Source organism: Xenorhabdus sp. PR6a (assembly GCF_028599065.1).
Classification (GTDB): Bacteria; Pseudomonadota; Gammaproteobacteria; order Enterobacterales; family Enterobacteriaceae; genus Xenorhabdus; species Xenorhabdus doucetiae.
Genome location: NZ_JAQRFJ010000077.1, coordinates 1 through 12351 on the forward strand (window position 1 = coordinate 1; position 12351 = coordinate 12351).

Annotated in this window: 11 protein-coding genes and 1 pseudogene; 3 read left to right on the forward strand and 9 right to left on the reverse strand. The window is 39.9% G+C overall.

Going from position 1 to position 12351, the window contains the following annotated elements; all coding sequences use genetic code 11:
- Both PSI15_RS15675 and cycA read left to right on the forward strand, forming a co-directional pair.
- A partial coding sequence (locus PSI15_RS15675) for a LysR family substrate-binding domain-containing protein (protein ID WP_273584337.1) occupies positions 1–653 on the forward strand: 653 nt, incomplete at its 5' end.
- Positions 654–1305: 652 nt separating this feature from the next.
- The gene (gene cycA, locus PSI15_RS15680) at positions 1306–2712 is read left to right on the forward strand and encodes a D-serine/D-alanine/glycine transporter (protein WP_273584338.1); all 1407 of its coding nucleotides are present in this window, start codon (positions 1306–1308) and stop codon (positions 2710–2712) included.
- A 57-nt stretch (positions 2713–2769) separates the two neighbouring features.
- Here the strand turns inward: cycA and PSI15_RS15685 are convergent, their stop codons facing one another.
- Positions 2770–3153 carry a nuclear transport factor 2 family protein gene (locus PSI15_RS15685; RefSeq protein WP_273584339.1) on the reverse strand — a complete coding sequence of 128 codons (384 nt, stop codon included), beginning with the start codon at positions 3151–3153 and terminating at the stop codon, positions 2770–2772.
- Positions 3154–3293: 140 nt separating this feature from the next.
- Here PSI15_RS15685 and PSI15_RS15690 point away from each other — a divergent pair, with 140 nt between their 5' ends.
- A complete protein-coding gene (locus PSI15_RS15690; protein ID WP_273584340.1) occupies positions 3294–3797 on the forward strand; it encodes a GNAT family N-acetyltransferase in 504 nt (167 codons plus the stop codon).
- A 116-nt stretch (positions 3798–3913) separates the two neighbouring features.
- On the opposite strand, the gene speD is transcribed toward PSI15_RS15690, so the two are convergent.
- The 8 genes and pseudogenes from speD to PSI15_RS15730 form a co-directional block, all read right to left on the reverse strand.
- Entirely contained in the window at positions 3914–5434 is a 1521-nt protein-coding gene (gene speD, locus PSI15_RS15695; RefSeq protein ID WP_273584341.1) for an adenosylmethionine decarboxylase, read from the reverse strand.
- The gene (locus PSI15_RS15700; protein WP_273584342.1) at positions 5427–5957 is read right to left on the reverse strand and encodes a TetR/AcrR family transcriptional regulator; all 531 of its coding nucleotides are present in this window, start codon (positions 5955–5957) and stop codon (positions 5427–5429) included. Before PSI15_RS15700 ends, speD begins: the two co-directional genes overlap by 8 nt.
- 242 nt (positions 5958–6199) lie before the next feature.
- Positions 6200–6469, reverse strand: a pseudogene (locus tag PSI15_RS15705) (LysR substrate-binding domain-containing protein); the annotation flags it as partial.
- Positions 6470–6499: 30 nt separating this feature from the next.
- A complete protein-coding gene (locus PSI15_RS15710) occupies positions 6500–6805 on the reverse strand; it encodes a hypothetical protein (protein ID WP_273584343.1) in 306 nt (101 codons plus the stop codon).
- 4 nt (positions 6806–6809) lie between these two features.
- A complete protein-coding gene (locus tag PSI15_RS15715) occupies positions 6810–7514 on the reverse strand; it encodes a phage minor tail protein L (RefSeq protein WP_273584344.1) in 705 nt (234 codons plus the stop codon).
- On the reverse strand, positions 7511–7846 hold the full coding sequence (locus PSI15_RS15720; RefSeq protein ID WP_273584345.1) for a phage tail protein: 336 nt from the start codon (positions 7844–7846) through the stop codon (positions 7511–7513). Before PSI15_RS15720 ends, PSI15_RS15715 begins: the two co-directional genes overlap by 4 nt.
- 32 nt (positions 7847–7878) lie before the next feature.
- On the reverse strand, positions 7879–11226 hold the full coding sequence (locus PSI15_RS15725; protein ID WP_273584346.1) for a tape measure protein: 3348 nt from the start codon (positions 11224–11226) through the stop codon (positions 7879–7881).
- Between the two features lie 150 nt (positions 11227–11376).
- The coding region (locus PSI15_RS15730) for a hypothetical protein (protein WP_273584347.1) at positions 11377–12351 on the reverse strand (975 nt) is incomplete at its 5' end.

Genomic DNA, 12351 nt, shown 5'->3' on the forward strand with positions numbered 1-12351 from the left:
ATTATTTAGGAGAGAAGAGCAATTGGCATATAGGCTTCACTTCTGTACTTTCTCCAAATATCTTCAACCAGATTAGAAAATTTTTAACTGATAAACTGGGTAGCGACGCTGTCTCATTTACTTATGGTTATTCAAAAAAATTAAGCGATTTGGTATCTAAAAAGAAACTTGATTTGGCAATAATAGGAACACCATCCCCAATACCTGAATTCGATTATAAGTTACTTCATTTAGCTACAGAGAGAATGTATGTAGCGATATCTAAGAGCCATATTTTATCATCGAAAGAAGAAATAAGCCTGATTGACCTTAAAAATGAATATCTATTTTGGTTCCAGAGAAATGAAAACAAAGAATACTACGACAAGTGTGAATATTATTTTCTTTCAAGAGGTTTTAATATGAAAAGAAAGCAAGATCCCGGTGACAACCACATTTTATTGTCTTTAATATCAGCTGGTGAAGGGTTTTCAATTGTTCCTCATTCAATTACGCTTAATGAAAGGTCTAATTTGGCTTACATACCCCTCATTGAGAAAGAGTCGGAAGAGTTAAACATTAAAATCCAGATGATCTATCGTTCAGACATCGATTTTACTCATGAAAATCTTATAAATGACATTCATCGAGCTCATGCCAGTATAAATAACTAAACTCATATTTAACAATCGCCATCTTAATTACGGATATTAAAATGGAATACTTATCTCCCTCGCTTTCAGTTATAGATTTAACGAATAAATTAGACTCTATTTTTTTAGAGTCGATTACAAGAAAAAAGCTAAATAGCTTTTCAAAATGGTAGGAGTATCAAAGAAACTCGATCCTAAATTTGCGAAATTTTTGTTCCCAAAATACAAAATCATAGAAAAAAGGATCGAGTCCTGCTTATCATACCATCCGGTTTTCTGGCGCTGGGTTTTCACACTCACCTTAACTTTTTATTATTTTTCAGCATGTTAATGGCTATTTTCCTAACTTTGTTCCAGCCCAGTCGCGCTGCTTCCAGTTTACATTCTGAACTAAAACGTCTTTGCATAATGTCACCTGTTTATTGTTGAAGTGAGAATATCACCTCCATGACGGTGACCAAAATCATTGGACCACATCAGTACAAACAGCGCATTTTTTACTAATTGGATAAAATAAGAACAATAAATTCCTAACTGATTGATTGAACTATGCCCACTCTATTTTTCATGTGAAATCCTTCTGTTAATACCTCGGTTGTCTATGTCACAATGTTCAATTAAACACAGCTTGAGGGTATTAAGGCCATGCTGTGAGAATAAATTGGATACAACTATGGAAGAAAAAATACAAGCCACTCACACTCCCGAAACGGGAGATTCGCATCTGAAGCGAAGTCTCACCAACCGACATATACAGTTAATCGCAATTGGTGGTGCCATTGGTACTGGCCTGTTTATGGGATCAGGTAAAACTATCTCTCTTGCGGGGCCGTCGATCATTTTTGTTTATATGATCATAGGTTTTATGCTGTTTTTCGTTATGCGGGCAATGGGAGAGTTATTACTTTCTAATTTGCATTATAAGTCGTTTAGTGATTTCTCTGCGGATTTACTGGGGCCGTGGGCTGGTTTTTTTGTGGGCTGGACTTATTGGTTCTGTTGGGTAATTACAGGCATAGCAGATATTGTTGCTATCACGGCTTATGTTGGATATTGGACACCCGACTTTCCAGAATGGGGAACTTCGCTTCTTTGTGTGCTGGTATTGTTAACTCTGAATCTTGCGACCGTAAAACTGTTTGGGGAACTGGAGTTTTGGTTTGCCATGATCAAAATCATTGCCATTATTGCCTTGATCGTGACCGGGGGCATCTTGATTGGCATGAATTTTCAATCACCGGCAGGGCATGTTGCCGCCATTTTTAATGTCTGGAATGATGGGGGTGTGTTCCCTATGGGGTTAAGCGGCTTCTTTGCCGGGTTCCAGATAGCGATATTTGCTTTTGTGGGTATTGAGTTAGTAGGAACTGCCGCAGCGGAAACTAAAAACCCAATGAAATCCTTACCAAAAGCGATTAATGCTATTCCAATCCGCATTATCACGTTTTATGTGTTGGCGCTGATTGTCATTATGTCGGTCACACCGTGGCGAGCCATCAGTGCGGATAAAAGCCCTTTTGTGGAATTGTTTGTCTTGATCGGATTACCCGCTGCCGCCAGCATTGTTAACTTTGTGGTTCTGACTTCTGCGGCATCTTCGGCCAACAGCGGAGTTTTCTCTACCAGCCGGATGTTGTTTGGTCTGGCGAAAGAAGGAGATGCTCCAAAGCAATTTAGCCGTCTTTCCCGTCGTTCGGTTCCTGCATCAGGGTTGATCTTTACTTGTCTGTGCCTCTCTTTTGGCGTCATTTTGATCTATTTTATCCCCGATGTGATGCGAGTTTTTACTCTCGTGACAACCGTTTCTGCAATTCTATTTATGTTTATTTGGAGCATGATTTTATGTTCCTATCTGGCCTATAGAAAACGTCGCCCAGAGCTGCATCAGGCCTCGGTATATAAGATGCCATTTGGTGTTGTGATGTCTTGGGTATGCCTGGCTTTCTTTGCTTTTGTCTTGGTATTGCTCTCCTTACAGCCAGATACGCGTCAAGCGTTAATCGCCACACCCATTTGGTTTATCATTCTTATGATCGGGTTTCAGATTGTGAAAAAGCGTAAAACCCGCCTTGCTCGCTAAGTAAAAAATTCCGTCAATTAATCTGTAATGGCTCAAATACTGGGCCATTCTTTTATTTTAAACAGGCATGAGCGTACCTTGATGGAATCTCAGTTGCCATTGGTAGGTTAAAGATAATTGCCAAATTGATGAACGAAGTGCTTGATTAAATGGGTTGCCAGTTCGATCTATTTCATAAGATTGATAAGTGAGCAATGCAATATTTCCATCAAAAAAGGTCATAGAAAAGTCTTTCGAGAAAATCTGGAAAGTAGTTTTTATTTCTGCGGTTAATACATCGAATATATCTTTTTTAGTATAAACATAACCTGATTTACTGATTTCCAGAAAATCATCGTGTAATACCATGTTTAGCCAATCGGCATTATTTCTTTTTTTACCATGAAGGCTCACTTCAAGATTTTTGAGTAATGCAAAGATAGCTACGCTTTCCTGAACCATATAAACTCCAGAGAAAATAAAGAGTATAAACTAACATTACTGATAGGTTGAGTGATTACGTTAAACAAATATTTAATACGCTATTTACATTTATTTTTTATCAGGTAGTTATAAAAGGGTCAAGCTGAAAAGAGGTCTGTATGGAAATTATAATTAGGGCAACTGAGCCAGAAGATGCAGAGCATTACCAACGAATTTTTAGTCACCCTGATGTTTACTCGAATACGTTACAACGCCCATGCCCTTCGAATGAAATGTGGCGGGAACGTTTAAAGCTAAATAAAACGCAAGGAGATATTGATTTTGTGGCTGAAGTCAATGGCAAGGTTGTCGGCACAATAGGGCTATTTACCCGTGCTAATCCAAGACGCAGACACACAGTGGGGATAGGTATTGGTGTTGATGCGGCTTATTTTGGTAAAGGCATTGGTTCAAAGATGATGGCTTTTGTAATTGATTATGCATTCAATTGGTTAGGTTGTATCAGAATTGAATTAGAAGTTTTTGCTGATAATGAAAAAGCGATTTCCCTGTATAAAAAATTTGGTTTTGAAGCTGAAGGGATAAGGCGTATGCAGTCATTAAGAAAAGGTCAATATTGTGATGTGATGGGAATGGCTTTAATCAATAGCCGGCTTGCATGATGTTTTTAGAGCTTATGGTTTTTAGCGCTTATAGTAGTAAATTGGATTGGGGAAGCATCGGTTTGATTGCTTCCTTTTTTAGATTGAGTTAAAAGAAATTTGTCCTTATTTAAGCGTTAGAATCCTCGTTGTAATATCTTGCATTCGTATTCTTGTGAATTTAGTTGAGTTTGTAATTGTGTTATAAGGGTATTTTGTTGATTAAATTTATTACAGATAAATAAATCAAGCGCTGCATAGTGATATTCAGGCCATGTATGTATTGTGAAATGTGATTCTGCTAATATTATCACACCACTGACTCCCCAAGGTTTAAATTCATGGAAATGATGAGTGACAATATTTAGTTTACATTTTTGGGCAACATCAAGCATAATTGATTCAATTGTAGCGATAGATTTTAATTTATTGCTATCACAATGTTTCATCTCTAGTACAATGTGAGTACCAAGTTGTCTGGTCTCAAATTGTTTATTCGTCGGTACATGAATCTTTTCTTGCCCCCGATATTGAAATTTTGTTCCATCACATTGATCACAGCCCGCTTCTATCAATTTCTCTATTGTTAATATGTTTTTTCCATATCCAATGGTCAGCATATGATGACATGATTTGCATCGATAAAATTTCACACGTGGATTAAGTTCTCCTGTATATATTTTATTGGAGTAAGCACTGTTTTCTGGAATTGTTGAATATGTGTTCTCTGTTATAGAAAGTACATAGAGATCGCTGACATTGCCGATAATACTGCCACCATGATATTGGTTGAATTGTGGATAAATATTCTTGACGAGCAAGTTTTGTTCGTGGAATAATCGTTGTATTTCACGATGTTGTTCCGGTCTTTTTTGTCCAAATGATAATAATATTTCACTATTATCATTTTTAGCAAAACTAATTGCACGTGATAAGAATAACTTTAGCCCGCTCAAAGTATAGGGAGGATCAGTTAAAATAATATCAAATTGCTTTTTATATCCATTGGGATTTTTTAGATCTATGTACTCAGTATTAATAACGAAATCATTTTGTTCTGATATGGATTTTATAAAATCCAATAATTCTTTATCGATGTCTTTCACAGAAACATTTGGTGAATTACAGTGCCCCAATTTTTTGAGTGCCATCATTAGTGCTAAAGAAGTCAAATCATCATCACCTAAAAACAACACCTTTTGTTTAAATATACAGGGGTTTTTAAGTAATAACATAACCCTGCGTATTGACGTTTCTAGCGTTGCATGAGCTTGATCTAACATGACATTGACTTGTGGACGACATTCGTATATAGGCTTCAATAATGTTATGAGTTCGGCCTCAAATTCTTTCATATTCTCAGCTATTAATAATGAAGCATATTGAGTTATATTAACAGTCTCATATCCAAGTTGATTTTTTATATAGGTAATTCCTGTGGAATTTAATTTAAAAGTACCTTTGTTATCAGCAAAATTGAACTTTATTAATTCTTTCTTAAAGGCGGATACAATAGGAATGGGTAATCCAATTTTTAATGATAAGGATTTGTTTGATATGTTTTTATCTAAATACAAATGTATCAGTAACTTCTCTAATACTTCAATAGAGTGAGTTAATGTCATATTATCTTTTATAAGGTACAGAATATTATTCATAGAACTCTCTTTTATTTTTTGAGGCCAATTCAGTAAGGTAATTAAAATGAGTGTCGATCAATTCAATGGTTAGAATGCCGGTTAGAGCCATTACTGTGAGCCCTTCCAGAATCAGAAAGATTTGTTCTGCTTGCTTTTGGTCAAGACCCGTCAATTGTATAATGATGCGAATATTGGAATGATATATCTCACGTGCTATATGGCTATCATCTTTTTGTGATTCTTGGATCATAAACTCATATCCAGCGACTCGAATAGTATTGCGAATATTCAATAGGGCTTTTTTCTCATTTTCTAAATATTCAGTGAAATCTTTAACCCCATTTTCTGCCAGGTCTGAATTCATTTGGCGCACTAGTGCGATGAAAACTTCTTTAGTCGATTGGAAGTAACGATAAACTCCACCTCGGCTGAGACCGCATTCACTGATAATATCCGTCATTGTGACTTGATTATAACCTTTTTTAATAAAAACACTCAGTGATTGTTTTAAGATATATTGTTGTGTTTTTTGTGCTTTCATTTATTTTTCCGCCATTAAAACGACATCTATGTCACTTTTGTAATTAAATTTATATTAAATATTATTAATTTGCAATAAAGAACTCTGTTTATATTGGATAGCTCATCAGGTTGTTTTTTATTGAAATAACTTCAATGTAAAATAATAAACCACATTTATTTTTTATTGGATGATTTATCTTTTGTTATCTACCCAATAAAAAAATGCTAACAATCCCAGAGAGACAGTTCTGGCATCTTAGGCTATGCTTGGCCTGAAAGTTTAGCTTGATTCTGAAAAACTACATCTGCCAAAAAGTCTGCAACTTTTCGTATTCTGGGAGAATGAGCTAAATCAGATTGAATAACCAACCAGATGGGTTTATCTATGCCCAAATCAGGCGAAATACAAGTCAGCCCAGTGTCATTGGCGGCAATATGAGGTAGTACGGCTAATCCCAAACCCGCATTTGCCGCTGCAATTTGAGAACAAATCGATGTTGTTGCAACCGAAAGTGGACGCCCTTGCAGGGCTTGTTTAAGCCAATTAACTGAAGGGAACCTCTAAAAACTCCCAATACAAAAAATAAGGTCAATTTTGCCCTCACCAATAAATGTCGGTTTGTCGCAAACGGTGTATCGAACCATCGGCAATGGCCGTAACCAAATTCCGGATATGTCATTTTTCCAGTCCGGTAGAAATTGGTTCAAAATGCCGGATGGTATCCAGTCATCGGGATTAATCTCGAAATAATTCCTAGGATCTGGCGAAATATTGCGGCATGGGAAATAGCGGCCACCTGAAATCAAGCCGCATGATTCCTTCACCCCTTCCGCTTTCGTGTGGGCGATAATGTCTTGTTCAATCATGGTATTAACCTAACTTATTGGCACCCAAAAAGCCGCCAAAGGGCAGGGATAGAGGGCGGGGAAATCGGCAAATGCAGCCGCTGTATTTCTTTGAGCAACGGTCTTTGAGTGGGTTTGTGGTTGGCTGGTCCTTCTCGTCTGCCACTGGTGGGCCATCATAGCCGCAATCAGCAGAGCGATATTGCCAACAACAAATATCAGCCTGAATCACGCGCGCCGGAATCAAAGCACCGTCCGTTTCACTGGGTAACGCCAGCACATACGTCACAAAATCCGCATTGGAATCCTGTTTTTGCTCTATCAAATACTTGCTGACCGCTTCCCGTGTGGGGTCGGCCTGTGGGTTACCATTGGGAAAATTAACCGCATCAAGATAAATTTCTGGTACTTGGTGACGTGTGACCACCGCGCCCAGCGCATCATGGAAATCTTGATTAATGGCGGTAATAAAGCCGTTAATATTGGCAAAAACCATTTTCGGTCTGGAACTTGGTCCCTTGCCGTTCATCTCAAACCCGGTCACTTCAACCGGATAAGCCTCATAGCGCATACCCTGCCAAATTACTGGCTGTAACTTTCCGTTCATGCCATCATGAAATCGGTAGATGTCCCCGCCAAATGCCGTTAAATCAATTTCATACAAATTAAGAATCGCGTTCTGGCTCAAATCAGTAACCGCAATCCGCATTTCCTTCGGGATATCTCTCATGCCACCACCTCCTCAAATGTACAGTTCACAGACCAGATCACCCGCTGACGGTTGACCGTCCATGAACGGCAAACAAACGTGCGCAACTGGTTATCGTCACTGGTGCGCCATGTGAAGGATTCCACTGCACCCCGTGCCCGCAGAAATGCGTCAATCGCCCGCCCTGTGTCGGCTTGTTTGATAAAGTTAAGCTGGTAGCGTTTTAGCTGGTTATTGATCCCGTCTTTGAGGCGCTGTTCATAACCATCGCCGAACCGGATTACTTTGACACGCGGTTCGTTCGTCACCTCATAATGATCCTGAGGACGCCATGTAAATTCTGGTTTTGTCATATTTCACCTATAAAAAAACCCTCAAAAGAGGGTCATTCGCTAAGCATCCCACCCGGTCTGCTCTCATCCGCCAGAACATCATAAATGGTCTTTCTCACCATTCCTGACACTAGCCGTGCATCCTGTTCGGAAAAGTTGCCCTGCGTCTGGACATTAAACGAAACGTTAATACTACCCACCGACACACCACTGCCGCCTTTACCCATTTCCCGGTTACTGACCACCTTACCCCTGTCACCCGGTATCATGTATTGATGACCATTGCTGGCTTTAAATATCTCCGGCTTGTTATTTTCACCAATCCGGTATGCCCCGTTCGGACTGACCGGACCGCCGTTCTTACGGGCACCCAGTAACGCAATCATGGCAGGCACAGCCGTTGCCATTGCCATCATGCCGAATGTCGCCGCCGTTCCCATTGTTGCCACACTGGTAGCGGCGGCGGCGGGTGCCATTGCTGTAGTAATTGTCGCACCTGTCGCAACAGACGATGCGGCTGCCACTTTGTTAGCTGCCACTCCCATGACCATGTTTTTAACTTGCTGAATTCCCATCTGAACCAATGCGCTAACTGCCTCGTTTGTGATGGTCAATGCAAGATTACGCATGGCATCGTTGGCGGTCTGAGTACCTGTCAATAATCCGGTGATAGCATTAGCAGAACGTGAACCTAATGCGTCCAATGAATCAGCCAAAAATTGGTTTGCCTGACTTTGGTTACGCCATATTTCCCACGAAGCATTTTGTCTATCCTGCTCATATTTGGTATTGGCAGCATTCATTAGTTCGATGCCACGTTGAGTTAACTCACCTTTTTCTGTTTCGAACTGGCGGATTAACTCAAGTTGTTTAGCATGACGGTTATCCAGTTCCTGAATGGGGTCAATCTGTGCGGTTAACTCTTGCTGAGGGGTGATAACTTTACTTGCTTTAGCGTTTACAATAGCTTTTGAGTAATTAGCAGCAATTTCCAGTCTGCGCTGGTTGTATTGCTCTTCTGTTACCAGATCTCTTTTAAACATTCTTTCTAACTGCTCACTCTCTTCCTTTCTAATTTTCTCCACTTTGGCAAAAGCATCTATCTCAAGGGTATATTCTTCATCCTTGGCTCGCTGATTTATTTCATATAGTTTTGATGCGGTCGTTTCTGCTTGAACAATTTGTTCAGGAGTAACTTTGCTGCCAAGTGATTTAACCGCATCATACTTAGCCATCTCAATACTGCCTTCTTTGTATCCAGTATTAAGTCTATTTAAGGCTTCCTGCTGACGTTTTAATGCTTCTGCGGCTTCATTGGTTGACTTGGTTGATTTTTTATTAGATTTTTTTGATGCTTCTCCGTTTTCCCATATTTGTGCATATGTTTCTTTCAATATGTTAATGGCATTTCCATCTGTGGTGCCTGCATCCTCAGCATCATATTCTGCTTGCTGTTCAGCTCTAGCCTTTCCTTCTAGTTTGCTCAAAGCGAGACGTCTTTTTGCTTGCTTTATTAATTTTTCGCCTTCTTCACCCCCCCAGTTTATTTTGAGATATTCAGCATTGAATTCCTTTAATTCACCGGTTGCCATGCCCAAAATTTGAGCAAAATGATCTTGAGCACCTGTAATTCTTGCTATTGAACTTATAGCCTTATCATGAGATTCTGCATTTTCCTTAGCGGCTTTCATTTGCTCAACGATAGTTTCATTAACTCGCTTATATATTAGCGCCAAAAATCCTTCTGCATCAGCTAATTTTGTTTTCTTGGTATAAATTTCTCCCGCTAATTCTTTTGCTTTCCTGACATTCTTATTATAATTGACCATGTGACCATTATTTTGATCTGTAGTTACTCCAAATTTAACAGCTAAATCCCAATACTTCTTTTGCTCTCTATCTGCTTCCTTAAGTTCTTCCTCTAGATCATTCATTTCATCCTTTAAGTTTTTTATATACTCTATCGTTTTGGCTCCAGATGCCTCTGCCTGTACGTTATTCATTTCTTTTAATTTTTTAATAACATCAGGCAAGGTTTCTCCGAACTCCATAGATGCTTGTTTTGCTTGCTGAACCTGCTGGTAATAATAGAATATTGCTCCACCAGCCAACATTGCAGCCCCCATAGGCCCACCAACTAAAGCAAGCGCCCCCTTTAACCCTGTCAAGGTTACGCTAGCCGCTCTATTTGCCACAGTTGATCGTTCTGTCGCTGCCGTTTCTGCGTTTTTGGCTTGGACATAAGCCGCTGACGCAGCTATGGCGACCGATTTTTTAGCATTGAGATTGTCCAATGCAAATGCTTCTGCCGCACTGCCTTTTGCAACGCTATACTCGGCCTGAGCGAGATTTAACGCGGAAACAGCAGCATCTTTATCAGCCCAAGCCCTTCTTGTTATAGTTTGTGCTGCATATAATTCATTTTGAGCAGTAACCTGAGCCGCTCTTGCCGCATTAATAGAAGCAGCAGCAAGAGCTATCTTGTTTTGCGTTGCTAATGCCAAAGCACCTACCAATCGCCCCCCTATTACTCCAGCAACGACTAAAGCCACATTTGATACAAGATCCATATTTTCGCTGACCGTTACCAAGGTACTATTAAATGTTTTAAGTACTGTCTGAACCGTCGTGGATTGACCAAAGAACTGAGTCAGATTATTACTTGCTATTTGTATAGACTGACTCATTGTCGCTGATGTTTTATCAAATTCCTTAGCAATAGTTCCGGCCTGAGCCAGTAAAGCCTTCGATACAACCTCCGATGTTAATTTTCCCTCCGCTGCCATCTTTCTTAACTGACCAATATTAACGCCAAGGTGATCACTCAACGCCGCAATTAAACGGCTCCCGTTCTCAGACATAGAGTTAAACTCTTCACCCCGCAGAACGCCGGACGCCATAGCCTGCGAGAATTGAATCATGGCACTTGATGATTCCGCAGCAGTTGCACCTGAAACCACCAACCCTTTTGCTACAGTCTCGGTTAATTTCGCCACATCATTAGCCGACATACCATAACTACGGGTGGCTCTTTCAAGGCGACCATATAGCGCAGCGGTGGAATCCAAATCTGCACGGGCGTTCTGGCTGATATTGAAAACACGCTCGGTTACTTCCGCCAACGTTTCATTGGTTTTAACGGCGTTAACCAGTTTGTTATTCACCACAACCCATGCATCGGCATAACTGGCTATTTTCTCAACGGAGAGTGCAGCAGTTACCGCAGTGGCAGCCCGTGACAAACTGAGTAATACTTTCTCTGTTCCTTGCACTGAACGCCCTGTTTGGTTGAAGCGTTGCTCCACTTGCCCCATGCCCGAATCCAGTTGCCGCTGTGCTGTCAGAAGTTGAGCCACATCCATTGAAACCTGATAAACAATATTGCCTACCTGCGTTGTCATTTTCCGATCCCCCTTAAAACAGAAAACCCCGCCGAGTGGCGAGGTTATGATTAGTGAATATGGTTATTGCCAGTTTTTAGGATAAGCCATCAGGCAAATCGATTATATTTTTAGCAAAGGCAGAGAGTAATCACAAAAAAAAGCCCGTTATCACAGTGAGCTTTTCTTGGCGTTTTCAATCTCTTCCTTACACTCCTTATGATTCTCAAAAGTATATTGCAGGAAAAGATACCCTTCTGAATCACTATCAGCCCTAGCTCCTAATGCAATAAAATTAAGGTTATTTTTTTGTAAAGCCTCACTTTTAGATTCCCACTCTGCTGATAGGAATCTTTCTTCTTTATATAATCCCATCATCCAATCTTGTGGTTCTTTCCATATCGAACCAGACAGTAAGAAATCAGTCTTTTCACCCTTCCCATATATCGAGTCAAGAGAGGTTTTAAGATCTTCAAACTTGGATTTTAATGACAGACCATGGCTATCGGTTTTGATATCTTTACCAATAGCACGTATTTGGCAAAGTCCAACTGTTGGGGAAATCAAAAGTCCATATGAACCAAATTCATTATTATTTTTGGGCAAATTATCTATTAAATAAAGATTTACGCTGCCTTTAGCCGGGGTAAGCGTGCTGCCTGTCATATCTTCAATATTTTTCTTAGTTAGCCCTGCTTGTAGCCCAAAAGGGCCATCTGCTGGCGGTAGCCGCTTCTGTTTAGTCTCGTTTTTATTGGCTGAAATACCAGTTGAGGTGGATAGATTATCTTGGTTAACGCTAGATGCTTTTACAGTAGCCAATCCATATTTAGCTGACAGATATTTTTGTTGTAACATAGCCAAAGTTTGCTCTTGAGCAGCAACTGCTGATAATTTCATTGCTTGCACTAAACCACCGCTATATTGAGCAGCATCGTTTTTCGCTACCTCTATGTCAGATTTTAGATTTTCAATTTCTGTTTTTATAGCTTCAACCACTTCGGGTTCTGGCTTTAAGCTACTTACTATAACTTCAATTTTAGCACCAGACTCTATTGCATTAATTCTTTGCTGTAACAATGCCTTATTTGTTTCTAAAACTTCAAGCCGTGCTCCAATCAATGATTTGATAAGGCCGCCAGAATA

What these genes read in the sequence shown, in the direction of transcription:
- speD (WP_273584341.1), bottom strand. Translation starts at nt 5,434, where the DNA reads ATGAATAATATTCTGTACCTTATAAAAGATAATATGACATTAACTCAC.
- PSI15_RS15720 (WP_273584345.1), bottom strand. Translation starts at nt 7,846, where the DNA reads ATGACAAAACCAGAATTTACATGGCGTCCTCAGGATCATTATGAGGTG.
- cycA (WP_273584338.1), top strand. Translation starts at nt 1,306, where the DNA reads ATGGAAGAAAAAATACAAGCCACTCACACTCCCGAAACGGGAGATTCG.
- PSI15_RS15725 (WP_273584346.1), bottom strand. Translation starts at nt 11,226, where the DNA reads ATGACAACGCAGGTAGGCAATATTGTTTATCAGGTTTCAATGGATGTG.
- PSI15_RS15715 (WP_273584344.1), bottom strand. Translation starts at nt 7,514, where the DNA reads ATGAGAGATATCCCGAAGGAAATGCGGATTGCGGTTACTGATTTGAGC.
- PSI15_RS15685 (WP_273584339.1), bottom strand. Translation starts at nt 3,153, where the DNA reads ATGGTTCAGGAAAGCGTAGCTATCTTTGCATTACTCAAAAATCTTGAA.
- PSI15_RS15690 (WP_273584340.1), top strand. Translation starts at nt 3,294, where the DNA reads ATGGAAATTATAATTAGGGCAACTGAGCCAGAAGATGCAGAGCATTAC.
- PSI15_RS15700 (WP_273584342.1), bottom strand. Translation starts at nt 5,957, where the DNA reads ATGAAAGCACAAAAAACACAACAATATATCTTAAAACAATCACTGAGT.
- PSI15_RS15710 (WP_273584343.1), bottom strand. Translation starts at nt 6,805, where the DNA reads ATGATTGAACAAGACATTATCGCCCACACGAAAGCGGAAGGGGTGAAG.